Source organism: Rhodococcus sp. Z13_19A (assembly GCF_058133575.1).
In genome coordinates this window covers 532,472-555,931 of record NZ_JBYUNN010000004.1, presented here as the reverse complement: position 1 = coordinate 555,931, position 23,460 = coordinate 532,472, and the positions used below count along the sequence as shown (strand labels likewise).

Genomic DNA, 23,460 nt, shown 5'->3' with positions numbered 1-23,460 from the left:
CTCGTGCTGAACCTAGATGCTCGTGCTGAACCTAGATGCTCGTGCTGAACCTAGATGCTCGTGCTGAACCTAGATGCGGCGAGCGGTGTTGTACTCCAGGTACTGGATCGGCGTGTACTTCACGCCCTGGCCGGCGGTGGGGGCGTTGAGCACGTTGCCCTTGCCGTCGTAGATGCCCACGTGCGAGACCGGGCTGTAGAAGAACACCAGGTCCCCGGCCTTGAGGTCACCCTTGGCGACGTGGCTGCCCACCGTGGCCTGCTGTGCCGCCGTGCGCGGGATGTTGATCCCGATCTGCCGGAAGGCCCAGGAGGTCAGGCCGGAGCAGTCGAAGGTGCTCGGGCCGTTGGCGCCCCACACGTAGGGCGCACCCAGCTTGGTGGCCGCCACGGCCAGCGCCTTCTGCCCCGCCGAGGACGGTGCCGAGGTGGTGTGCGCGGCCGGCGCCACCGCGGCGGCGGCGTTGCCGATCACCCGGGTCGCTCCGGTCTTGGCGTTCCAGATGATCGACCCGCCCTGGAAGTCGCTGCGCTTGCCCTCGCTCACCTTGTACTCGTCGGAGGTCGGGTAGCCCAGGGCGCCGGTCTCCCAGCCCATGCTCTTCCAGCGGTCCCGGATCGCGCCGTGCACCTCGTGCGCCCCCGTGGCGTGGGACCAGTAGATGCTGCCGCCCTGGAAGTGGTTGAACGAGCCGGTGTGCTTGGCCGTGCCCCACTCGTCGTTCAGCGGAAAGCCCAGGAAGGACCCGCTGGCTCCCATGTTGTAGTAGTGCTCGCGGATGAGGCCCTTGACGCTGTGGGCGCCGGACTTGTCGCTCCAGTAGACAGCGCCACCGGCGAAGCCCTGGGCACGACCGCCCGGCACCGCATGCTCGTCGTCCACACAGTGCCCGAGATAGGACTTGTTGCCCCCGGCGCCGTGCCAGGTGCTGCCGATCTCCCCGTAGGGCTGGCACGCCGGAGCCGCCTGTGCCGCACCCTGCCCGATACCGACTCCAGCGACTGCGCCAGCGGCCACGGCAGCCAGCGTGATCATGTCTCGCAGGCGGTTCTTTACACCCATGTCGTTCCCCAGTCACTCTTCGTCAGTGCGTGGCTACGCATCGTTTGGAGTACGTGACGGTAACGGATCGTGACCTCAGCCCAGGGGACCTTCGCCCGGTCAGCGGCCACGCCGCGGGGGCACTGCGGGACTCAGGCTTGCGCCCAGCCGCGGCCGGGTGTCACTATCCGCAGCGGGGTAGTTGGTTTCTGCACGTAATAGAAAAAGGACAGAGTGGGCATGGGGCGAGCGACGCGAGGCCACTCCGGACCGACCGCACCTGTCGCCGCCCCCGGCGCCGCTCCAGGCATGACTCACCGACAGGTCATGGAAGCCTTGTCGGGCTTGTTGCTTGCCATGTTCGTCACCGCGCTGGCATCCACAGTGGTGGCCAACGCGCTGCCCACCATCATCCCTGACCTGCACGGCAGCGACGCCGCCTACAGCTGGGTGGTCACCTCCACGTTGCTGGCGATGACCGTCTCCACGCCGCTGTGGGGCAAGCTCGCCGACCTGTTCTCCAAGAAGCTGTTGATGCAGCTTGCACTTGTGATATTCACCATCGCCTCGGTTGCGGCCGGCATGTCGGCGTCCACCGGGATGCTGCTCACCTGCCGGGCGTTCCAGGGCGTCGGGGCCGGCGGGGTCGCCGCGCTCACCCAGGTGGTGCTGGCCGCGATGGTGTCCCCGCGCGAGCGCGGTCGCTACAGCGGCTACCTCGGCGGGACGTACGCCCTGGCCACCGTGAGCGGGCCCCTGATCGGCGGCGTCCTGGTGGACACCAGCTGGCTCGGCTGGCGGTGGTGCTTCTACGTGGTGATCCCCTTCGCCGTGGCCGGGATCGTGGTGCTGCAGCGCACCCTGGTGCTGCCCGTGCAGCGCCGGCCGGTGCGCATCGACTACCTCGGGGCCCTCCTCATCAGCGCGGGGGTCTCGGCGCTGCTGATCTGGGTGAGCCTGGCCGGCAAGCGCTTCGCGTGGGCCTCCCCCACCACTGCAGTGCTGGTCAGCGGCGGGGTGCTGCTGCTGGCGATCGCCGTGGTGGTGGAGACGCGGGTGGCCGAGCCGCTGCTGCCGCTGAACCGGCTGCGCGGACGCACCGTCGTGCTGGCCACCGTGGCCTCCACCCTGGTCGGGGTGGTGATGTTCGCCTGCACGGTCTTCCTCAGCCAGTACTTCCAGGTCAGCCAGGGCGTGTCGCCCACCAAGGCGGGCATGCTCACCCTGCCCTTCATCGGCGGCATGTTCGTCGCCTCCACGGTGGTGGGCCGGCTGGTCAGCGCCTTCGGCTACTGGAAGCGCTACCTCGTGCTCGGCGCGGTCCTGCTGGTCGCTGGTCTCGCCGCGATGGCCACCGTCCGCGCGGACACGTCCTACCTGGTCCTCGCCCTGGCGATGTGCAGCCTGGGCACGGCGATGGGCCTGCTCATGCAGAACCTCATCCTGGCGGTGCAGAACACCGTGGACATGCGCGACATCGGTGCCGCCAGCTCCGGCGTGATGTTCTTCCGCACCCTTGGCGGTGCGGCGGGAGTGTCGGCCCTCGGCGCCCTGCTGGCCACCCGCGCCGCCCACCACGCCCGGGGCACCGGTGCGCTGCAGCCCGGCGGCGGCGGTGCGCTGCCCGACGTGGCCGCGCTGCCCGAGGCGACCCGCGCGGTGGTGCAGTCGGCCTACGGCCACGGCACCGGGGACCTCTTCCTGGTGGCCACCCCGCTGGGGATCCTCACGCTGATCTGCATCCTGCTCATCCGGGAGGTGCCGCTGCGCAAGACCGTGGACGCCAGCCCCACCGGGCCCACCGCGGACGCCCCCGCCGCCGGGGCCGCACCGACCGCAGCGGCGCCGCCGGCCCTCGGTGCGCCTCCCGGTACCCTGTCTGGGGCATGACCTCCACCTCTCCCGCACCCCGCGCCACCCCGTCGGTGGCAGAGCTGCGCGCGCGCCTGCCCGAGCTGGCCCTGCGTGACCAGCGCCGGCTGCGCAGCCGCTTGGAGCGGGCCCGCAAGGGCAAGGACCCTGCCCGCGCGCTGGAGCAGGTGGCCCGCGAGGTCGACGCCGCCGAGCTGCGGGTGGCCGGGCGCCGGGCCGCGGTGCCGGCCATCACCTATCCCGAGCAGCTGCCAGTCAGCCAGCGCCGCGACGACATCGCCGCAGCCATCCGCGACCACCAGGTGGTGGTGGTGGCCGGGGAGACCGGGTCCGGCAAGACCACCCAGCTGCCCAAGATCTGCCTGGAGCTCGGTCGCGGCGTGCTGGGCACCATCGGGCACACCCAGCCCCGCCGCATCGCCGCCCGCACCGTGGCCGAGCGGATCGCCGAGGAGCTGGACACCGAGCTCGGTGGCGCCGTGGGCTACACCGTCCGCTTCCACGACCAGGCCGGCGACACCACCCTGGTCAAGCTGATGACCGACGGCATCCTGCTCGCCGAGATCCAGCGCGACCCGCTGCTGCAGCGCTACGACACCCTCATCATCGACGAGGCGCACGAGCGCAGCCTGAACATCGACTTCATCCTGGGCTACCTCAAGGAGCTGCTGCCGCGCCGGCGCGACCTCAAGGTCATCATCACCTCGGCCACCATCGACCCGCAGCGCTTCGCCGAGCACTTCGCCACCGACGCAGGGCCGGCACCGATCATCGAGGTCAGCGGACGCACCTTCCCGGTGGAGGTGCGCTACCGGCCGCTGACGGTGGAGGTGGGCGAGCAGAGCATCGACCGCGACCCGGTGGACGCGGTGTGCGAGGCGGTGGAGGAGCTGGGCGAGGCCGGTGACGGCGACGTGCTGGTGTTCCTCTCCGGCGAGCGGGAGATCCGCGACACCGCCGAGGCGCTGCGCGAGCGCAACCTGCGCGGCACCGAGATCCTGCCGCTGTACGCCCGGCTCACCGCCGCCGAGCAGCATCGGGTGTTCACTCCCCCGGCCCCGGGCACCCGCCGCCGGGTGGTGCTGGCCACCAACGTCGCCGAGACCTCGCTGACCGTGCCCGGCATCCGGTACGTGGTCGACCCGGGCACCGCCCGCATCTCCCGCTACAGCGTGCGCACCAAGGTGCAGCGCCTGCCCATCGAGCCGATCAGCCAGGCCTCGGCCAACCAGCGGGCCGGCCGCTGCGGCCGGGTGGCCGACGGCATCTGCATCCGGCTGTACTCCGAGGAGGACTTCCAGTCCCGCCCGGAGTTCACCGACCCGGAGATCCTGCGCACCAACCTCGCGTCGGTGATCCTGCAGATGAGCGCCCTGGGCCTCGGCGACATCGCCGCGTTCCCGTTCGTGGAGCCACCGGACGCCCGCAGCATCCGCGACGGCGTGGCCCTGCTGGAGGAGCTGGGCGCGCTGCAGCCCGGTGAGCCCGACCCCCGCAAGCGACTCACCGCCTCCGGCCGCGAGCTGGCGCAGCTGCCGGTGGACCCGCGGATGGCCCGCATGCTCTCCCAGGCCCACCGCAACGGCTGCCTGGCCGAGGCGCTGGTGATCGTGGCGGCGCTGTCGATCCAGGACCCCCGGGAGCGCCCCACCGAGCACCAGCAGGCGGCGGATGAGCGCCACGCCCGCTTCGCCGACCCCACCTCGGACTTCCTGGCCTTCCTCAACCTGTGGAACCACCTGCGCGAGCAGCGCACCGAGCTGAGCAGCAACCAGTTCCGCCGGCAGTGCAAGGCCGACTTCCTGCACTACCTGCGCATCCGGGAGTGGCAGGACCTGCACGGGCAGCTGCGCTCCATCACCAAGCAGCTGGGGTGGACGCCCAACACCTCCCCGGCCGCCCCCAACGCGGTGCACCAGGCGCTGCTGGCCGGCCTGCTCAGCCACGTCGGGCTCAAGGAGGGCGAGAAGCGCGAGTACCTCGGCGCCCGAGGGGCCCACTTCGCGGTGTGGCCGGGCTCCGCGCTGGCCCGCAAGCCCCCGCGCTGGGTGATGGTGGGCGAGCTGGTGGAGACCAGCCGGCTGTGGGGACGCACCGCCGCACGCATCGAGCCGGAGTGGGCCGAGGAGCTGGCCCCACACCTGGTCAAGCGCACCTACTCCGAGCCGCACTGGTCCATCAAGCGGCAGTCGGTGATGGCCTACGAGCGGGTCACCCTCTACGGCATCCCCCTGGTGGCCCAGCGCCCGGTGCAGTACGGGCGCATCGACCCGGAGGTCTCCCGCGAGCTGTTCATCCGGCACGCCCTGGTGCAGGGCGAGTGGCGCACCCAGCACCGGTTCTTCCACGCCAACCGCGAGCTGCTCGAGGACGTCGCCGAGCTGGAGAGCCGAGCACGGCGGCGCGACATCGTCGTCGACGACGAGACGCTGTTCGAGTTCTACGACGCCCGGGTGGGCAAGGAGGTGGTCTCCGCCCGCCACTTCGACACCTGGTGGAAGAAGGCGCGCCGGGAGGACCCCGAGCTGCTGACGTTCACCCCCGAGGTGGTCACCAACCCGGCGGCGGCACCGGTGCTGGAGGGCGAGTACCCCGACGCCTGGCGGCAGGGCGAGATCCTGCTGCCGCTGAGCTACTCCTTCGAGCCGGGCGGCAACGCCGACGGGGTCACCGTGCAGGTGCCGCTGCCGCTGCTCAACCAGGTGCGTCCGCTGGGCTTCGACTGGCTGGTGGCCGGCATGCGCCACGAGCTGGTGACCGCGCTGATCAAGACGCTGCCCAAGCAGCTGCGCCGCAACGTGGTGCCGGCGCCGGACTACGCCACCGCCGTGCTGGACCGGGTCAAGCCGCGCAGCGCTCCCCTCACCGATGCCGTGGCCGACGCCCTGTGGTCGCTCAGCGGCACGGAGATCCCGCCCAGCGCCTTCGACCTGGACGCCCTGCCCGACCACCTGCGGATGACCTTCCGGGTGGTGGACACCGCCGGCGCCACGCTGGCCGAGGGCAAGGACCTGGAGGCGCTGCGCCGCCGGTTGCAGCCCAACGTGCGCACCGCGGTCAGCCAGGCGGTCTCCGGCGTGGAGCGCTCCGGGCTCACCGCCTGGAGCATCGGCGAGCTCCCGCGCAGCGTGGCGCACGCCGTGGGCGGACAGACCGTGCGCGGCTACCCCGCCCTGGTGGACACCGGCGACGCCGTGGCGGTGCAGGTGCTGCCCAGCGCCGCCGAGCAGCGCCGCGCCATGGCCGCCGGCCTGCGCCGCATGCTGCTGCTGGCGGTGCCCAGCCCCAGCAAGTCGGTGGTGGCGCGACTGAGCAACGCCGACCGGCTCGCGCTGAGCCAGAACCCGCACGGCAGCGTCGCCGCGCTGCTCGCCGACTGCACCGCCGCCGCGGTGGACGCGATCGCGGCCGAGGCCGGTGGCCCGGTGTGGAGCGAAGCCGGCTTCGCCGCGCTGCGGGACAGGGTGCGCGGCGAGCTGCCCGAACGGGTGTTCGCCGTGCTCACCGCGGTGCGCCCGGTGCTGGTCGCCGCCCAGCAGCTGCGCCTGACCCTGGCCGGCGCCCGGGGCGAGCCCGCCGAGGACGTGGCCCAGCAGCTGGCCGACCTGGTGCACGCCGGGTTCGTCACCGAGGTGGGCCAGCGACGCCTGCCCGACCTGGCGCGCTACCTCACCGCGGCGCAGCGCCGGCTGGAGTCGCTGCCCGGCAGCGCCAACCGCGACCGCGACGCCATGGTGGTGCTCAACCGGGTGCGCACCGAGCACGCCCAGCTGCTGGCGTCGCTGTCGCCGGACCGCCACGACGACCCCGACGTCGCCGAGCTGCGCTGGATGATCGAGGAGCTGCGGGTCAGCCTGTTCGCGCAGACCCTGCGCACCGCCTACCCGATCTCGGAGAAGCGCATCTACAAGGCCATGGACGCCCTCCCCGCCTGATCCCGCTCTCGGGGCGTCCAGGTCCCTCCTCGACCTGGCAGGGGCGAAAAGGGCGACAAGGGACCTAAACGCCCACCCGGGTCGGCCGGCAACGAGCCGCTCACCAAACGACTGATCGCCCCCGGCCGGTGGCCGAGGGCGATCAGTGGGGCGCGTTGCTGCTAGTGCTTCTCCGGGCCCATGTGGTACTCGAAGACCATCCCGGCCGCGGTGAGGATGACGACCACACCAGCCAGCACGATCATCCACACGTGGTAGAAGGCCAGGGAGATCGCCATCATGCCCGCGGCGGCAGCCACGACGACCGGCCAGTAGCTGCCCGGGCTGAAGAAGCCGAGGTCACCGGCACCATCAGAGATCTCGGCGTCGCCGTAGTCCTCCGGACGCAGGGCCAGCCGTCGGGCGACGAACCGGAAGTAGGTGCCGACGATGAGCGAGAGCCCAGCGCTGAGGGCCAGCGCCGTGGTGCCGATCGGCTCCTGGGAGAGCACTCCGTAGATCACCGCGACGATGAGGAAGAACGCGGTGAGCAGCTCGAAGATGCGCGCTTCGATTCTCATGGGTCAGTCCACGTCTCTCTTGTCAGTTGCCGTCGGCGACGGTCGCCTGGCGAGCGTCACGCTTGGTGTCGAACGGGATGGTCGACGTGGAGACCGGGCTGCACAGCTCACCGCAGGCGGTGTCCTGCTTGCCCAGCTCGCTCAGCGCGCCGGCCGTGGTGTACGGAGCGTTGGTCGCGGGGTCGACCTGCTTGCGCAGCGCGACGTAGCGGTCGAACAGCTCGGGGCTGACGGCGCGGACCTCGAAGTTCATCGCCGAGTGGTAGGTGCCGCACATCTCGGCGCAGCGGCCGACGAAGGCACCTTCCTTGTCGATGCTGGAGATCTGGAAGACGTTCTGGCTGTCGTTCTTCTCCGGGTGCGGGAACACGTCACGCTTGAAGAGGAACTCCGGGACCCAGAAGGCGTGGATGACGTCAGCCGACTCGATGGTGAACTCCACCCGCTGGCCCGTGGGCAGCACCAGGATCGGCACCTCCTCGCTGGAGCCGATGGTGGTGACCTCGCCGCCAGAGGGGGTGTCCCCCTCCTCCGGGTAGCTGAACTCCCAGTTCCACTGGAAAGCAGTGACGTTCACCTTGACGTCCGGGTCGGCCTGCACGTCGGTGACCTTGTTCTGCGTGATGACCGTGAAGTAGAAGAGCACGGCGATCATGAGGAACGGGATGACGGTGTAGACGACCTCGAGGGGGAGGTTGTACTGCGTCTGGCGGGGGAACTCCTCCGCACCCTTCTTCTTGCGGTGGAAGGTGATGGTCCAGAACATCAGGCCCCACACCAGCAGACCCACGACCAGGGCGGCGATGACCGACCACGTCCACAGCTCACGCATGTCCTCGGCCTCAGGCGTGATGCCCTCGGGCCAGCCGAAGCGGAGCACTTCCTCCGATGAACACCCGGACACCAGAACTGCGGTCAGCGCGAGCAGCGCCGCGAGCCCTGTACGGGTCGCCCGACGACGGGTGTTCCCACTCTGCGCCACGTCCACGCCCTCCTAGTCACAAACCCCAGCAGGTCTGCCGGGGTGGCGAAAGACTATCGCAGCCCGCCGCGCACGCGCGCCGTGGGTTCGCCCGGTGCGGCGCCGTGTCCCGGCGGCCCGTGGTGACTGTTCGCGAGGGCAGCAAGCGGCATACTGAGACCGTCGTCGGTCGCCCTGGCGATCCTCCCGACCAACTTGATTGAGGTGCTCTTACAGCGTGTGCGGACTGCTTGGACTTCTGACCTCCTCGGCTGACGCCGCCGACCATGCCAACGCGGTCGCCGCCGCCATGCACTGCCAGCGCCACCGCGGTCCGGACGAGACCGGCAGCTGGCACGACGAGGACCTGGCACTCGGCTTCAACCGCCTCTCCATCATCGACGTCGCGCACTCCCACCAGCCGCTGCGCTGGGGGCCGCCGGAGTCGCCGGACCGCTACGCCATCGCCTTCAACGGCGAGGTCTACAACTACGTCGAGCTCCGCGAGGAGCTGGAGCGCGAGCACGGTGTGGTGTTCACCACCCAGGGTGACACAGAGCCGATCGTGGCTGCCTTCCACCACTGGGGCCCGGACGCCGTCACCCGGCTGCGGGGGATGTTCGTCTTCGGCATCTGGGACACCCAGACCCGCGAGCTCTTCCTGGCCCGCGACCCGTTCGGCATCAAGCCCTGCTTCCTGGCCACCTCCGCCGCCGGCACCGCGTTCAGCAGCGAGAAGAAGAGCCTGCTGGAGCTGGCCTCGGCGATGGAGCTGGACACCGGCCTGGACCAGCGGGCGCTGCAGCACTACCTGGCGCTGCAGTACGTGCCCGAGCCGGAGACCCTGCACGCCCAGATCAGCAAGCTGGAGTCGGGCTGCTGGGCCGTGGTGCGCCCCGGCAAGGACCCGGAGATCACCCGCTACTTCCACGCCGAGCTCTCCGTGGTGCCCTTCGCCAAGGGCGACGCCACCCGGCGCTACGCGGAGATCTCCGAGGCGCTGCAGGACTCGGTGGCCAAGCACATGCGCGCCGACGTCACCGTGGGCGCGTTCCTCTCCGGCGGGATCGACTCCACCGCCATCGCAGCGCTGGCCAAGCGGCACAACCCCGACCTGATCACCTTCACCACCGGGTTCGAGCGGGAGGGCTACTCCGAGGTGGACGTGGCCGCGGAGTCCGCCGCCGCCATCGGTGTGCGCCACGTGGTGCGCACCGTGGGCCCGGAGGAGTTCGCCGCCGCGCTGCCCCAGATCGTCTGGTACCTCGACGACCCGGTGGCCGACCCCGCGCTGGTGCCACTGTGGTTCGTGGCCAAGGAGGCCCGCAAGCACGTCAAGGTGGTGCTCTCCGGCGAGGGCGCCGACGAGCTGTTCGGTGGCTACACCATCTACCGCGAGCCGCTGTCGCTGGCGCCGTTCGAGCACCTGCCCCGCGGCCTGCGCCGCGGGCTGGGCCAGCTGTCCAAGCGCATCCCGGACGGCCGCCGCGGCAAGGACCTGCTCCGCCGCGGGGCGCTGACCCTGGAGGAGCGCTACTACGGCAACGCGCGCAACTTCCGCGACGACGAGCTGCAGACGGTGCTGCGCGACTTCAACCCCGGCTGGGGCCACACCGACGTCACCGCCTCGCTCTACGCCCAGACCGAGGGCTGGGACCCGGTGGCGCGGATGCAGCACCTGGACCTGTTCACCTGGCTGCGCGGGGACATCCTGGTCAAGGCGGACAAGGTGACCATGGCCAACTCCTTGGAGCTGCGGGTGCCGTTCCTGGACACCAGGGTCTTCGAGGTGGCCTCGGCGCTGCCGCACCAGCAGAAGATCACCAAGGACACCACCAAGTACGCGCTGCGCCGGGCGCTGGAGGACATCGTGCCCGCGCACGTCCTGCAGCGGCCCAAGCTGGGCTTCCCGGTGCCGCTCAAGCACTGGCTGCGCGGCACCGAGCTCAACGCCTGGGCCCGCGACATCGTCACCCAGTCGGGCACCGACCACCTGCTGGACAAGGCCGCGGTGCTGCGGATGCTGGACGAGCACCAGGCCGGCACCACCGACCACAGCCGGCGCATCTGGACGGTGCTGGTGTTCATGCTCTGGCACGGCATCTTCGTGGAGCAGCGGATCAATCCGGAGATCTCCGACCAGCAGTACCCCGTGCTGCTCTAGCCCAGCACCCCGCCACGAGCAGGGCCCGGACACCGCGTGGTGTCCGGGCCCTGCTCGGTCTCAGGTGTCCAGGCGCTAGACGGGCAGGAGGGCGCCGAGCTCCTCGGCCGCCTCGTCGCCGTAGGCGCCCCGCAGCCGCGCGAGCGCCGCGTCGCGGTCCAGGGTCCACTCCTGGGTGCCCACCGTCTCCAGCACCAGCACCGCGATGAGCGAGCCCAGCTGGGCGGCGCGCTGCAGGCTCAGCCCGGCGCTGCGGGCGGTGAGGAAGCCCGCACGGAAGGCGTCGCCCACGCCGGTGGGGTCGGTCTTGTCGGTCTCGGGCACCACCCCCACGTGCAGCGAGGTGCCGTCGGCGCTGACGATCTCCACGCCCTTGTGGCCCAGCGTGGTCACCCGCATGCCCACCTGGTCGAGCACCTCGGCCTCGGTGAGCCCGGTCTTGCGCAGCAGCAGGTCCCACTCGTAGTCGTTGGTGAACAGGTACGTCGCGCCCTCGATCAGCCGGCGGGCCTGGTCACCGTCGAGGCGGGCCAGCTGCTGGGACGGGTCGGCGGCGAAGGGGATGCCCAGCGCGCGGCAGCCGTCGCTGTGGCGCAGCATCGCGTCCGGGTCGTCGGCGCCGACGAGCACCAGCTCCAGCTCGCCGTGCTTGTCCAGCAGCGGGCCCAGCTCGATGTCGCGGGCCTCGGCCATCGCCCCGGAGTAGAACGAGGCGATCTGCGCCATGTCCACGTCAGTGGTGCACACGAAGCGCGCGGTGTGCGCGGTCTCGGAGACGCGCACCGCCGTGCAGTCCACGCCGTGGCGCTCCAGCCAGGCGCGGTAGTCGGCGAAGTCGGCGCCCACCGCCCCCACCAGCAGCGGGTTGCCGCCGAGCACCCCCATGGCGAAGCAGATGTTGCCGGCCACCCCGCCGCGGCGGATCACCAGCTCGTCGACGAGGAAGCTGAGCGACACCTTGTCCAGGCGGTCGGCGACCAGCTGCTCGGAGAAGCGTCCGGGGAACTTCATCAGGTGATCGGTAGCGATGGAACCGGCAACGGCGATCGTCACGGTGGCAAGACCTTTCCAGTGTGGAGCGCGAGTCTGTCTACCGTACGGGCACCGTGGTGCGGACACGACCGAGGACCGCCACCCACGGGGGGGTGACGGTCCTCGGAAGCTCTGCCGGCTCGCGCCGTGCCCGGCCCGGCTAGCGGGCCGCTGGACTCAGTTGAACGAGTCGCCGCAGGCGCAGGAGCCGCCCGCGTTCGGGTTGTCGATCGTGAAGCCCTGCTTCTCGATGGTGTCCACGAAGTCGATGGAGGCACCGTCGACGTAGGGGGCGCTCATCCGGTCGACCGCGAGGTCGATGCCGTCGTAGCTCTTGACGAGGTCACCGTCGAGGGTGCGGTCGTCGAAGAACAGCTGGTAGCGCAGGCCCGCGCAACCACCCGGCTGGACAGCGATGCGCAGCGCCAGGTCGTCCCGGCCCTCCTGCTCGAGCAGCGCCTTCGCCTTGCTGGCGGCGGCCTCAGTCATGATCACACCATGGGTGGTGGTGGTCTCGTCCTGAACGCTCATGGGTCTCCCTCAGCTCGTGCTATTGGCTTTGCCTGGGCTAACGGTACTCCGCCTCCTGGCATTCCCTCACCCTGTGACCGGTACGTCCTGCCACCAGCACTGGTGACCGTCGTGGAGCTCTCGCCTACCCTGGTGCTGTGAAACTCCTGCGCCGACGCACGCCCACTCCCTCCGACACCGTGGAACCCACGGTCTCCGAGCCGGAGGTCGTGAACGGCAAGGGGCGCCCCACGCCCAAGCGGCGCGACGCCGAGGGTCGCCGCCGCGGACCGGTCCCCCCGCCGCCGGTCACCCAGCGCGAGGCCTACAAGCGCTCCAAGACCACCAAGGGCGCCAAGACCACCAAGTCGGAGCGACGCCAGGCCGCGGCGGAGCGGCGCGAGCGGATGATGTCCGGCGACGACCGCTTCGTGCTGGCCCGCGACCGTGGTCCGGCCAAGGCGCTGGCCCGCGACGTGGTGGACGGGCGCCGCAACATCACCGGGCTGTTCATGCCGCTGGCGCTGGTGGTGGTGCTCACCTTCATGATCCCGTCGCTGCAGAACGTCGTGGCCATCGGGATGCTGCTCATCATGATCGTGATGGCGGTGGAGGGTGTGTACCTGGGCAGGCTGGTCTCGGCCCGGGTGCACGAGCGCTACCCCGACGACACCACCAGCGGGCTGCGGCTGGGCTGGTACTCCTTCATCCGCGCCTCCCAGATCCGCCGCCTGCGGGCGCCGCGTCCCCGGGTCAAGCCCGGCGACCCGGTCTAGCCGCTCCCCCCGCCGGCCCGTCAGGCCGGGTCCAGGCCCATCGGTCCGTAGACCTTGGTGTCGCCGTCCAGCAGCACCACCTGGTGCACGCCGGCGCCGGCCAGCTCCTCCCAGCTGTCGCTGAACCAGGCCTCGGCCTCGGCGGCGTCGTCGAACTCCAGGTCCGGGCCCGCCACGGGGTGGCCCGCACTGTCCTCGTAGCGCCAGCGGTGTGCCATCGGTGTGCTCCTCCTGCGTGCGAGCTGCCCCGGTCGGGCGACCCTGGGGTGTGCCCAGACCGTAGCGGCGGCGCCGGGTGGCCGTGCCGCCGACCACGTCGTCGCGCACGGTAGCGTGCCCGGACGTGCGGACACTGGTGCTGGGCGGGGCCCGATCGGGCAAGTCCGCGCACGCCGAGCAGCTGCTGGGCACCGGGCCGGTGCGGTACGTGGCCACCGCCGCCGACCGCCCGCAGGACTCCGACTGGGCCGCGCGCATCGCCACCCACCGCGCACGCCGCCCCGCGCACTGGCTGACCGTGGAGGACGCCGACCTGGTGGCCGTGCTGGACGGTGCCGTCGCCGGCGACGTGGTGCTGGTGGACGACCTGGGCACCTGGCTCACCCGCGAGCTCGACGAGGCCGGCGCCTGGGAGTCCCCGCGCGGCACGCTGGCCCCCCGCTGCGCGGAGCTGGTGCGGGCCGTGGCCGGCTGCGCCGCCCGCCTGGTGCTGGTGACCCCCGAGGTGGGCATGGGCGTGGTGCCCGCCACCGTGTCCGGCCGGCTGTTCCGCGACGAGGTCGGTGCGCTCAACGGTGCCGTGGCCGCGGTGTGCGACGAGGTGCTGCTCGTGGTCGCCGGGCTGCCGCTCCGGCTGCGCTAGCCCAGTGACCCCGTACCCCGACCGCCGCACGTTCCCCACCCGTCCACCGAGAGGCTGCCCGTGAGCACCGACTTTCCCCCCGTCGCCCCGCCCGACGAGCAGGCGCACCGCGAGGCCGTGGCCCGTCAGCTGCAGCTGACCAAGCCCGCCGGCTCGCTCGGCCGGCTGGAGGAGCTGGGCGTGTGGATCGCCGCCTGCCAGGGCACCTGTCCCCCGCAGCCCATCACCCGCGCCCGCGTGGTGGTCTTCGCCGGTGACCACGGGGTGGCCGCGCACGGGGTGTCGGCCTACCCGGCCGAGGTCACCCCGCAGATGCTGGACAACATCCTCGCCGGCGGTGCCGCGGTGAACGTGATCGCCGCCGCCGCAGGGGCCACGGTGCGCGTGGTGGACGTGGCCGTGAACGTGGACACCGCCGACGTGGTCTCCGGCGGCAAGATCCGCCGCGGCTCCGGCCGCATCGACCGGGAGGACGCCCTCACCGCCCAGGAGTGCGCCGACGCCATCGCCCTGGGCCGGCGGCTGGCCGACGAGGAGGTGGACTCCGGCGCGGACCTGCTCATCGCCGGCGACCTGGGCATCGGCAACACCACCCCCGCCGCGGTGCTGATCTCCGCGCTCACCGGCGCCGAGCCGGTCACCGTCATCGGCCGTGGCACCGGGGTGGACGACAACGGCTGGATGCGCAAGGCCGCCGTGGTCCGCGACGCCCGCCGCCGGGCGATGGCCGTGGTGGACCACCCCGAGGCCCTGCTGCGCAGCGTCGGCGGCGCGGACTTCGCCGCCATGGCCGGCTTCCTGGCCCAGGCCGCGGTCCGCCGCACCCCGGCCATCCTGGACGGCATGGTGGTGACCGCCGCCGCGCTGGTCGCCGAGCGCCTCGCCCCCGGCGCCAAGGCATGGTGGGTGGCCGGGCACCGCTCCGCCGAGCCCGCGCACGAGCTGGCCCTGGGCCGCCTCGGCCTGGTGCCGCTGCTGGACCTGGAGATGCGCCTGGGCGAGGGCTCGGGCGCGGTCACCGCACTGCCGCTGGTGCAGTCCGCGGTGCGCATCCTCACCGACATGGCCAGCTTCGACAGCGCCGGCGTGGCCGGGCCCGCGGGTGATCCCGCTCCCGCCCCGGCGATCCCCTCCTCCGAGCGGTGAGCGCCACCCCAGCGGACTCGGCCCGGCTGGCGCTGTCCTGGTTGACCGTCGCCCCCGTGCGTGGCCCCGAGCAGGTCGACCGGCGGGTGGCCGGCGGCGCGATCACCGTGGCGCCCGTGGTGGGGCTGCTGCTGGGCGCGGTCACCGCGGGGCTGCTGTGGGTGCTGGGCGAGGCGCAGGCCCCGGCGCTGCTGGCCGGCCTGCTCGCGGTGGGCTGGCTGGCCCTGGCCACCCGCGGGATGCACCTGGACGGGCTGGCCGACACCGTGGACGGGCTGGGCTGCTACGGCCCGCCCGAGCGGGCGCTGAGCGTGATGCGCGACGGCAGCACCGGACCCTTCGCGGTGGTGGCGCTGGTGCTGGTGCTCGGCGTGCAGGTAGTGGGGCTGGGCACGCTCGCCGTCGAGGGCCGCTGGTGGGCGGTGGTGCTGGCGGTGGCCGCCGGACGAGTGGCCGTGGGCTGGGCCTGTCGCCGCGGCGTGGCCGCCGCCCGCCCGGAGGGGCTGGGCGCGCTGGTGGCCGGCACCCAGCCGGTGGCCGTGCCGCTGGCGTGGGGCGCGGTGCTGCTGGTGGCCTCCGCCGCGGCGGTGGACGGGCGCTGGTGGCAGGGCCCGGTGGCGGTGCTGGTCGGTGCCGCGGTCGCCGCGGCGCTGTCCTGGCACACCACCCGTCGCTTCGGCGGCGTCACCGGTGACGTGCTGGGGGCCTGTTCGGAGAGCGTGGTCACCGCGACCGTGCTGGTTCTCGCCCTGGGCGCCTAGCCCAGGGCACGCGGCCTGCGCCCTGCCGGGACGGTCAGCTCTTGATGACCTGCATCCAGCCGTGGGTGTCGGCGACGTCGCCGCGCTGGATGCCGGTGAGCGTGGCCCGCAGCTGGGACGTGACCGGCCCGGTGACCTCGTCGGAGATGGTGAACTCGCCACCGGCGTGCTTGACCCGACCGACCGGGGTGATGACCGCGGCCGTGCCGCAGGCGAACACCTCGGTGATGTCCCCGGAGGCGGCGCCCTTCTCCCACTCCTCGGTGGAGATGCGGCGCTCGGTCACCGGCAGGCCCATGTCCTGGGCCAGCTGCAGCAGCGAGCTGCGGGTAATGCCGGGCAGCAGCGAGCCGGACAGCTCGGGGGTGACCACCTGGGCGTCGGCGCCGGAGCCGAGGACGAAGAACAGGTTCATCCCGCCCATCTCCTCCACCCAGCGGCGCTCGGTGGCGTCCAGCCACACCACCTGGTCGCAGCCCTCGTCCGCGGCCTGGGCCTGGGCGAGCAGCGAGGCGGCGTAGTTGCCCGCGAACTTGGCGGCACCGGTGCCGCCGGGAGCGGCCCGCACGTACTCGGTGGACAACCACACGCTCACCGGCTTCACCCCACCCTTGAAGTAGGCACCGGCGGGCGAGGCGATGAGCAGGTAGCGGTACTCCCGCGCCGGGCGGACGCCGAGGCCGCCCTCGGTGGCGAACAGGAACGGGCGCAGGTACAGCGACTCCTCACCCCCGGCCGCGGGCACCCACGCCTCGTCCGCCTCCAGCAGCGCGGCGATGGAGCCCATGAACAGCTCCTCGGGCAGCTCGGGCATGGCCAGGCGCCGGGCGGAGGTGCGGAAGCGCTCCGCGTTGGCGGTGGGGCGGAAGGAGCTGATGGTGCCGTCCGCGTGGCGGTAGGCCTTGAGGCCCTCGAAGATCGCCTGCCCGTAGTGCAGCACCATCGCCGAGGGGTCCAGCTCGATGGGGCGGTAGGGCAGCACCTGCGCGTCGTGCCAGCCCCGCTCCTCGGTGTAGCTGATGCTCACCATGTGGTCGGTGAAGTGCGCGCCGAAACCCGGAGCAGCGAGAATGTCCGCACGCGCCTGCTCCGGGGCGGGGGACGGGTGCGGAGCTCGGGTGAAGGTGGCGGGCGCGTTCATGCCCTGCACGGTAGTACCCGCCGGTCAGCGGGTGTGCGCCGGGACGAACGGTGGCGCCACCACCTCGCAGGGCAGGCTGCGCCCGCGCACGTCCACCACCACCTGGCTGCCCGCGGACAGGCCCGCGGCGGTGTCCAGCAGCGCCAGCGCGATGCCGGTGCGCAGGGTCGGCGAGAACGTCCCGGAGGTGGTGCGGCCGACCTGCACGCCGTCGACGAGCACCGGCATGTCCGCCCGTGGCACACCGCGCCCGCTGGCCCGCAGGCCCCAGGTCCGGCGCACCGGACCGGTCGCCTTCTCCGCCTCCAGCGCCTGCTTGCCCCAGAACTCCGGCTTGCCCCAGCCGACGGCCCAGCCCGCCCGCGCCTGCACGGGGGTGATGTCGGTGGTGAGCTCGTGGCCGTGCAGCGGGTAGCCCATCTCGGTGCGCAGCGTGTCCCGGGCACCGAGCCCGCACGGCTGTCCCCCGAGCGGCTCGGCCGCGCCCAGCAGCGCGGCGAACAGCTCGGCGGTGTCCGCCCACCGCGGCAGCAGCTCGTAGCCGTGCTCACCGGTGTAGCCGGTGCGGCACACCCGCACCGCCCGGCCCTGCCACTGCGCGTCGGCGAAGGCCATGTAGTCCATGTCCTGCGGCAGACCCAGCTGGGCGAGCACCTCCGCCGAGCGGGGACCCTGCACGGCCAGCACGCCGTGGCCGGTGTGCTCGTCGGTGACGGTGACCCCCGCGGGCGCCGCCGCGGACAGCGCGGCACAGACGGCGGCGGTGTTCGCGGCGTTGGGCACCAGGAACACCTCGTCGTCGCTCACCAGGTAGGCGATGAGGTCGTCCACCACGCCGCCGTCGGGGTTGCAGCACAGGGTGTACTGCGCCTGGCCGGGGCTGATGCGGCCCAGGTCGTTGGTGAGGCAGCGGTTGACCAGCTCGGCCGCACCCGGTCCGCGCACCGCGGCCTTGCCCAGGTGGCTGACGTCGAACACCCCGACGGCCTCGCGCACGCTGGTGTGCTCGGCGACCACCCCGGCGTAGGACACCGGCATCTCCCAGCCGCCGAACGGGGCGAAGGTGGCGCCCAGCGCGACGTGCTGGTCGCGCACCGGGCTCTGGCGCAGCTGGCTCGACTGTTCGTCCACGTGCTGACGGTATCCCGCGGTGCCGGCGCGAACCGCTGGCGGCAGCCCGGACGCCGCTGCCGGCCCGGCACTAGCATCACCGGACAGAGACACGCGCTGTTCCCGCAGACCATCCCAAGGAGTCACCCCGTGAGCGCTCAACCAGCCAAGACCCTGCCCACCACCCCCGAGCTGCGGCTGGTCGAGGAGGTCGAGGGCGGCGTCGACGTGCTGGTCGTCGGGCTGCTGAAGGGCTCCAACGGCGACTCGCCCAGCCCGGAGCTGGTGGGCGCGGACGTGCTCGGGGGCAGCGAGCTGCTCGCCGAGCTCGCCGTCCTCGGTGCCACCGGCTCGGCCGGTGAGGTGACCAAGCTGTCGACTCGGGGTGCGGTGGGCGCCGCCACGCTGCTCGCCGTCGGGCTCGGCGCACTGGAGGAGGGCACCAGCGCCCCCACCGGCGAGCAGGTCCGTCGCGCCGCCGGCGTGGCCGCGCGCGCGCTGGCCGGCACCGCCCGCGCCGCCACCACGTTGTCCACGGTGGACCTGGGCGCCACCGCGGAGGGCGTCATCCTGGGCAGCTACGTGTTCACCGCGTACAAGTCCGAGGCGGGCAAGGCGCCGCTGGCCCGGATGGACCTGGTGGTCCCGGACGCTGCCGACTCCGCCGCCAAGGCCGCGCTGGCCCGCTCCACGGCGATCGGCGGTGCAGTGGCCACCGCCCGCGAGCTGATCAACACCCCGCCCAACGACCTGTTTCCCGCCTCCTTCGCCGACCGGGCCGCCGCCCTGGGCAAGGCCGCCGGGCTCAAGGTCGAGGTCCTGGACGAGAAGGCCCTGGCCAAGGGGGGCTACGGCGGCCTGCTCGGGGTGGGGCAGGGCTCCAGCCGGCCCCCGCGCCTGGTGCGGCTGTCCTACACCGGCGGCAAGCGGGGCAAGCCCTCGGTGGCGCTGGTCGGCAAGGGCATCACCTTCGACACCGGTGGCATCTCCATCAAGCCCGCCGCCGGGATGGACGCGATGACCTCCGACATGTCCGGTGCTGCTGCCGTGGTCGCCACCGTGGTGCTGGCCGCACAGCTCGCGCTGCCCATCAACGTGACCGCCACCGTGCCGATGGCGGAGAACATGCCCTCCGGCACCGCGCAGCGCCCCGGCGACGTGCTCACCCAGTACGGCGGCACCACGGTGGAGGTGCTCAACACCGACGCCGAGGGCCGCCTCGTGCTGGCCGACGCGATCGTGCGGGCCTGCGAGGACAACCCCGACTACCTCATCGACACCGCCACCCTCACCGGCGCGCAGATGGTCGCCCTGGGCAACCGCACCCCCGGCGTGATGGGCACCGAGTCGTTCCGGGACCGCGTCGCGGTGATCTCCCGCGAGGTGGGCGAGGGCGGCTGGGCCATGCCGCTGCCCGCCGAGCTGCGCGCCGAGCTGGACTCCCCCATCGCCGACCTGGCCAACGTCGCGGGCAACCGCTGGGCGGGCATGCTGGTGGCCGGCACCTACCTCAAGGAGTTCGTGGCCGACGGGGTGCAGTGGGCGCACATCGACATCGCCGGCCCGTCGTACAACACCGGCAGCCCGCACGGCTACACCGGCAAGGGCGGCACCGGCGTTCCGGTGCGCACCATGATCGCGGTCCTGGAGGACATCGCCGAGCACGGCTGATCGCTCGCGTCAGCCCCCGGACAACCCGGCCGCCCGCCTGCGCAGGATGCGTAGGCGGGCGTCGTGGTCCCGCATCCGCTGCGGGTAGCCCACCCGGTGCACGTCGTACACCGGGATCCTCAGGTCCTTGCCCAGCCGGCGCGCCGCGTCGGGGCCGTCGACGCGGCGGCGCGTCCACTCCCCGTCGTGGGCCACCAGCACCACCGTCATCCCGGTCACCGCGGTGGCCGGCTCGACGTAGGCCTCCACCCCGAGGTGCTCGCGCGCCCATGACCGCAGGTGACGCCCGTCCGCGGGCTCGGCCCGCTGCCACCGGTTGATCGCCGTCACGTCGCGGCGTCGCCGCCTGAACATCCCCACCGTGTGTCCCCCGGTCACGTCTGCTCGCACTGCCGTTGTGGCACTGAGCGGGTCGATAGTGCCACCTCGCCACCCGGCCGAGTTGGAGAAGTGAAAGGATGACCGGGCACCTGCTGCACCACCCGTCCCACCGGCGAGACGCCGCACTTCCGGTGCTGGACAGCAGGACGTGCGGCGACGACGAAGAGGAGACGATGTTGAGCGAAGCCACCGACCTGGTGATCCTCGGCGGAGGTTCCGGCGGGTACGCCTGCGCGCTGCGCGCGGCCGAGCTGGGCCTCACGGTCACGATGATCGACAACGACAAGGTGGGTGGCACCTGCTTGCACAAGGGCTGCATCCCGACCAAGGCCCTGCTGCACGCGGCCGAGGTGGCCGACTCCGCCCGTGAGGGTGACGCCTTCGGGGTGAAGACCTCCCTCGAGGGCATCGACATGAGCGGCGTCAACTCCTACAAGGACGGCGTGATCGCCAAGCTCTACAAGGGACTGCAGGGCCTGGTCAAGAGCCGCAAGATCACCGTCGTGGAGGGCACCGGCCGGCTGGTCGACAACACCACGGTGGAGGTGGACGGCGAGCGCTACACCGCCACCAAGGCCGTCGTGCTGGCCACCGGCTCCTACGCCCGCAGCCTGCCCGACCTGGAGATCACCGGTCGCGTGGTCACCAGCGACCAGGCGCTCAACCTCGACTACGTGCCCGAGCGGGTGGTGGTGCTCGGTGGCGGCGTGATCGGCGTGGAGTTCGCCAGCGTGTGGCGCTCCTTCGGCGCGGAGGTCACCGTGGTGGAGGCGCTGCCCCGCCTGGTCGCGCTGGAGGACGAGTGGTCCTCCAAGCAGCTCGAGCGGGCATTCCGCAAGCGTGGCATCACCTTCAAGACCGGCGTGAAGTTCACCGGCGTGGAGCAGTCCGACTCCGGCGTCACGGTCAGCCTGGAGAAGGGCGACCCCCTCGAGGCCGACCTGCTGCTGGTGGCCGTGGGTCGCGGACCCCGCACCGCCGACATCGGCTTCGCCGAGGCCGGCGTGGAGATGGATCGCGGCTTCGTCCTCACCGACGAGCACCTCAAGACCAGCCTGGACGGCGTCTACGCCGTGGGCGACATCGTCCCCGGCCTGCAGCTGGCCCACCGGGGCTTCGCCCAGGGCGTCTACCTGGCCGAGCACCTCGCCGGCCTGGAGCCGGCGCCGATCGACGAGACCGGGATCCCCCGCGTCACCTACTCCAACCCCGAGGTCGCCTCGGTCGGGCTCACCGAGTCCCAGGCCAAGGAGAAGTTCGGCGAGGTCAGCACCGTCGTCTACGACCTCGCCGGCAACGGCAAGAGCCAGATTCTCAAGACCGCCGGCGGCGTCAAGCTCATCCGTGCCGGCGGCAAGGACGAGCAAGGTCCCGTGGTGGGCGTGCACATGGTGGGCGCCCGCGTCGGAGAGCTCGTCGGGGAGGCCCAGCTGGTCTACAACTGGGAGGCCTACGCCGACGACGTTGCCCAGCTCATCCACGCCCACCCCACCCAGTCAGAGGCTTTCGGCGAGGCGCACCTGGCGCTGGCCGGCAAGCCCCTGCACGCACACTCCTAACCACCGTTAACAGCTTCACTCCGCTACGACTGACGAGGAGTCAGACGAAATGGCCTTCTCCGTCCAGATGCCGGCCCTCGGTGAGAGCGTCACCGAGGGCACCGTCACCCGCTGGCTCAAGCAGGAGGGCGACACGGTAGCCGTCGACGAGCCGCTGCTCGAGGTCTCCACCGACAAGGTCGACACCGAGATCCCCTCGCCGGCCGCCGGCGTGCTGCAGCGCATCGTCGCCGCCGAGGACGAGACGGTCGAGATCGGCGCCGAGCTCGCCGTCATCGCCGAGGAGGGTGAGTCCACCGACGACGGTGGAGACTCCGCCGACGACACCGCCGAGCAGGACAGCACCGAGGACGAGGACTCCGCTGCGGAGCCCGAGGCCGAGGAGTCCGGCGCCGAGGAGTCGAGCACGGAGGAGTCCGGCGCTGAGGAGTCCAGCCAGGACCAGGACGAGGCTGAGCAGGCACCGGCCGGTGGCGCCAAGCCCAACAAGGGTGGCTCCGGCACCGACGTGACCATGCCCGAGCTGGGCGAGAGCGTCACCGAGGGCATCATCACCCGCTGGCTCAAGCAGGTCGGTGACGAGGTCGCCGTGGACGAGCCCCTGGTGGAGATCTCCACCGACAAGGTCGACACCGAGATCCCCTCCCCCGTGGCCGGCGTGCTCCTGGAGCAGACCGCCGCCGAGGACGACACCGTCGAGGTCGGCGGGGTGCTGGGCAAGATCGGCTCCGCCGACGACGCCTCCGCCGGGGCCGACGACACCGACGACAGCGAGCCCGAGCAGGAGACTGCCGAGGGCGAGGCCACCCAGGACGAGACGGCGCAGCGCGCCGAGACCGACGACGCCGCGGAGGAGGCCGCCGAGGAGCAGGAGGCGGCCGAGCCGGCCAAGGCCGAGTCCAAGCCCGCCGACTCCAAGCCTGCTGAGGCCAAGCCCGCCGACTCCAAGCCTGCTGAGGCCAAGCCTGCCGACTCCAAGCCGGACGCGAGCACCTCGGCTGGGGACAAGGGCTCCGCGCCCTACGTGACCCCGCTGGTGCGCAAGCTCGCCAACCAGAAGGGCGTGGACCTCGACTCGCTCACCGGCACCGGGGTGGGTGGCCGCATCCGCAAGCAGGACGTGCTGGCCGCCGCCGAGGCCAAGGACGCCGACTCCCAGCAGGCCGCTCCGGCCGAGGAGGCCGCCAGCACCAGCGACACCGGCCGCTCCCCCGCGGCCACCGCTGGCGTGCGTCCCGAGCTGGCCGCCCTGCGTGGCACCAAGCAGAAGGCCAACCGGATCCGGCAGATCACCGCAACCAAGACGCGGGAGTCGCTGCAGACCACCGCGCAGCTCACCCAGACCTTCGAGGTCGACATGTCTCGGGTGGCGGCGCTGCGCACGCGGGCCAAGGCCTCGTTCCAGAAGTCCGAGGGCGTCAACCTGACGTTCCTGCCGTTCTTCGCCAAGGCCGTGGTGGAGGCGCTCAAGGCGCACCCCAACGTCAACGCCTCCTACAACGAGGACGCCAAGGAGATCACCTACCACGGCGCGGTGCACCTGGCGATCGCCGTGGACACCCCCAACGGGCTGCTCTCCCCGGTGATCCACAACGCCGGCGACCTGTCCCTGGCTGGGCTGGCCCGGGCCATCGCCGACCTGGCCGACCGCACCCGCAACAACAAGCTCAAGCCCGACGAGCTCTCCGGCGGCACGTTCACCATCACCAACATCGGCAGCCAGGGCGCCCTGTTCGACACCCCGATCCTGGTCCCGCCGCAGGCGGGCATGCTCGGCACGGGCGCCATCGTCAAGCGGCCGGTCGTGGTCACCGACGAGCTCGGCAACGACTCGCTGGCGATCCGGTCGATGTGCTTCCTGCCGCTCACCTACGACCACCGCCTCATCGACGGTGCCGACGCCGGACGCTTCCTGACCACGGTCAAGCAGCGACTGGAGGACGCAGCGTTCGAGGCTGACCTCGGTCTGTAGCGCCAC

Annotated in this window: 19 protein-coding genes; 10 read left to right on the top strand and 9 right to left on the bottom strand. The window is 72.1% G+C overall.

What is annotated here, in order from left to right:
* Nucleotides 1-69: 69 nt before the first annotated feature.
* Entirely contained in the window at nt 70-1,062 is a 993-nt protein-coding gene (locus tag AC3YNX_RS17590; protein WP_127783354.1) for an NlpC/P60 family protein, read from the bottom strand.
* 306 nt (nt 1,063-1,368) lie between these two features.
* On the opposite strand from AC3YNX_RS17590, the gene AC3YNX_RS17585 reads away from it, so the two are divergent.
* Complete coding sequence (locus AC3YNX_RS17585; RefSeq protein ID WP_489996276.1) at nt 1,369-2,931, top strand: MDR family MFS transporter; 1,563 nt, start codon at nt 1,369-1,371, stop codon at nt 2,929-2,931.
* Nucleotides 2,928-6,848: an ATP-dependent RNA helicase HrpA gene (hrpA, locus tag AC3YNX_RS17580; protein WP_489996275.1), complete on the top strand. Its 3,921-nt coding sequence runs from the start codon at nt 2,928-2,930 to the stop codon at nt 6,846-6,848. The genes AC3YNX_RS17585 and hrpA overlap by 4 nt, the downstream gene beginning before the upstream one ends.
* 161 nt (nt 6,849-7,009) lie before the next feature.
* On the opposite strand, the gene AC3YNX_RS17575 is transcribed toward hrpA, so the two are convergent.
* The gene (locus AC3YNX_RS17575; protein WP_127783357.1) at nt 7,010-7,408 is read right to left on the bottom strand and encodes a cytochrome c oxidase subunit 4; all 399 of its coding nucleotides are present in this window, start codon (nt 7,406-7,408) and stop codon (nt 7,010-7,012) included.
* A gap of 22 nt (nt 7,409-7,430) precedes the next feature.
* Entirely contained in the window at nt 7,431-8,396 is a 966-nt protein-coding gene (ctaC, locus tag AC3YNX_RS17570; protein WP_127783358.1) for an aa3-type cytochrome oxidase subunit II, read from the bottom strand.
* 211 nt (nt 8,397-8,607) lie between these two features.
* On the opposite strand from ctaC, the gene asnB reads away from it, so the two are divergent.
* Nucleotides 8,608-10,533, top strand: a complete 1,926-nt coding sequence (gene asnB / locus AC3YNX_RS17565; protein WP_127783359.1) for an asparagine synthase (glutamine-hydrolyzing) — start codon at nt 8,608-8,610, stop codon at nt 10,531-10,533.
* Between the two features lie 75 nt (nt 10,534-10,608).
* Here asnB and AC3YNX_RS17560 read toward each other — a convergent pair whose 3' ends face one another.
* On the bottom strand, nt 10,609-11,586 hold the full coding sequence (locus AC3YNX_RS17560) for a carbohydrate kinase family protein (protein ID WP_127783360.1): 978 nt from the start codon (nt 11,584-11,586) through the stop codon (nt 10,609-10,611).
* 156 nt (nt 11,587-11,742) lie between these two features.
* Complete coding sequence (locus tag AC3YNX_RS17555; protein ID WP_127783361.1) at nt 11,743-12,096, bottom strand: HesB/IscA family protein; 354 nt, start codon at nt 12,094-12,096, stop codon at nt 11,743-11,745.
* A gap of 137 nt (nt 12,097-12,233) precedes the next feature.
* On the opposite strand from AC3YNX_RS17555, the gene AC3YNX_RS17550 reads away from it, so the two are divergent.
* Nucleotides 12,234-12,851, top strand: coding sequence for a DUF3043 domain-containing protein (locus tag AC3YNX_RS17550; protein WP_127783362.1), 618 nt, complete (start codon nt 12,234-12,236; stop codon nt 12,849-12,851).
* 20 nt (nt 12,852-12,871) lie between these two features.
* Here AC3YNX_RS17550 and AC3YNX_RS17545 read toward each other — a convergent pair whose 3' ends face one another.
* Nucleotides 12,872-13,069, bottom strand: coding sequence for a hypothetical protein (locus tag AC3YNX_RS17545; protein ID WP_127783363.1), 198 nt, complete (start codon nt 13,067-13,069; stop codon nt 12,872-12,874).
* Between the two features lie 125 nt (nt 13,070-13,194).
* Between AC3YNX_RS17545 and cobU the strand changes: the two genes are divergently transcribed.
* The 3 genes from cobU to AC3YNX_RS17530 are packed head-to-tail and all read left to right on the top strand — an operon-like array spanning nt 13,195 to nt 15,620.
* A complete protein-coding gene (cobU, locus tag AC3YNX_RS17540; protein ID WP_241248893.1) occupies nt 13,195-13,713 on the top strand; it encodes a bifunctional adenosylcobinamide kinase/adenosylcobinamide-phosphate guanylyltransferase in 519 nt (172 codons plus the stop codon).
* Between the two features lie 60 nt (nt 13,714-13,773).
* Nucleotides 13,774-14,859, top strand: a complete 1,086-nt coding sequence (gene cobT, locus AC3YNX_RS17535; RefSeq protein WP_127783364.1) for a nicotinate-nucleotide--dimethylbenzimidazole phosphoribosyltransferase — start codon at nt 13,774-13,776, stop codon at nt 14,857-14,859.
* Entirely contained in the window at nt 14,856-15,620 is a 765-nt protein-coding gene (locus tag AC3YNX_RS17530; RefSeq protein WP_489996274.1) for an adenosylcobinamide-GDP ribazoletransferase, read from the top strand. The genes cobT and AC3YNX_RS17530 overlap by 4 nt, the downstream gene beginning before the upstream one ends.
* Nucleotides 15,621-15,654: 34 nt before the next feature.
* Here AC3YNX_RS17530 and AC3YNX_RS17525 read toward each other — a convergent pair whose 3' ends face one another.
* Together AC3YNX_RS17525 and gcvT are read right to left on the bottom strand one after the other, a co-directional pair.
* Nucleotides 15,655-16,761 (bottom strand): branched-chain amino acid aminotransferase, encoded by a 1,107-nt coding sequence (locus AC3YNX_RS17525; RefSeq protein WP_489996273.1) that lies wholly within the window; start codon nt 16,759-16,761, stop codon nt 15,655-15,657.
* Nucleotides 16,762-16,785: 24 nt separating this feature from the next.
* Nucleotides 16,786-17,892, bottom strand: a complete 1,107-nt coding sequence (gene gcvT, locus AC3YNX_RS17520) for a glycine cleavage system aminomethyltransferase GcvT (protein ID WP_489996272.1) — start codon at nt 17,890-17,892, stop codon at nt 16,786-16,788.
* Nucleotides 17,893-18,021: 129 nt separating this feature from the next.
* On the opposite strand from gcvT, the gene AC3YNX_RS17515 reads away from it, so the two are divergent.
* Nucleotides 18,022-19,542, top strand: coding sequence for a leucyl aminopeptidase (locus AC3YNX_RS17515; RefSeq protein WP_489996271.1), 1,521 nt, complete (start codon nt 18,022-18,024; stop codon nt 19,540-19,542).
* A gap of 9 nt (nt 19,543-19,551) precedes the next feature.
* Here the strand turns inward: AC3YNX_RS17515 and AC3YNX_RS17510 are convergent, their stop codons facing one another.
* A complete protein-coding gene (locus AC3YNX_RS17510) occupies nt 19,552-19,902 on the bottom strand; it encodes an oxidoreductase (protein ID WP_489996299.1) in 351 nt (116 codons plus the stop codon).
* A gap of 194 nt (nt 19,903-20,096) precedes the next feature.
* On the opposite strand from AC3YNX_RS17510, the gene lpdA reads away from it, so the two are divergent.
* Together lpdA and sucB are read left to right on the top strand one after the other, a co-directional pair.
* The gene (gene lpdA / locus AC3YNX_RS17505; RefSeq protein WP_127783369.1) at nt 20,097-21,482 is read left to right on the top strand and encodes a dihydrolipoyl dehydrogenase; all 1,386 of its coding nucleotides are present in this window, start codon (nt 20,097-20,099) and stop codon (nt 21,480-21,482) included.
* A 49-nt stretch (nt 21,483-21,531) separates the two neighbouring features.
* Nucleotides 21,532-23,454: a 2-oxoglutarate dehydrogenase, E2 component, dihydrolipoamide succinyltransferase gene (sucB, locus tag AC3YNX_RS17500; protein ID WP_489996270.1), complete on the top strand. Its 1,923-nt coding sequence runs from the start codon at nt 21,532-21,534 to the stop codon at nt 23,452-23,454.
* Nucleotides 23,455-23,460: the final 6 nt, after the last annotated feature.

Bases quoted from the DNA above. Each gene is read 5' to 3' on its own strand.
- AC3YNX_RS17585 (WP_489996276.1), top strand. From the start codon at position 1,369: ATGGAAGCCTTGTCGGGCTTGTTGCTTGCCATGTTCGTCACCGCGCTG.
- AC3YNX_RS17575 (WP_127783357.1), bottom strand. From the start codon at position 7,408: ATGAGAATCGAAGCGCGCATCTTCGAGCTGCTCACCGCGTTCTTCCTC.
- AC3YNX_RS17590 (WP_127783354.1), bottom strand. From the start codon at position 1,062: ATGGGTGTAAAGAACCGCCTGCGAGACATGATCACGCTGGCTGCCGTG.
- lpdA (WP_127783369.1), top strand. From the start codon at position 20,097: ATGTTGAGCGAAGCCACCGACCTGGTGATCCTCGGCGGAGGTTCCGGC.
- AC3YNX_RS17525 (WP_489996273.1), bottom strand. From the start codon at position 16,761: ATGAACGCGCCCGCCACCTTCACCCGAGCTCCGCACCCGTCCCCCGCC.
- hrpA (WP_489996275.1), top strand. From the start codon at position 2,928: ATGACCTCCACCTCTCCCGCACCCCGCGCCACCCCGTCGGTGGCAGAG.
- AC3YNX_RS17545 (WP_127783363.1), bottom strand. From the start codon at position 13,069: ATGGCACACCGCTGGCGCTACGAGGACAGTGCGGGCCACCCCGTGGCG.
- AC3YNX_RS17555 (WP_127783361.1), bottom strand. From the start codon at position 12,096: ATGAGCGTTCAGGACGAGACCACCACCACCCATGGTGTGATCATGACT.
- sucB (WP_489996270.1), top strand. From the start codon at position 21,532: ATGGCCTTCTCCGTCCAGATGCCGGCCCTCGGTGAGAGCGTCACCGAG.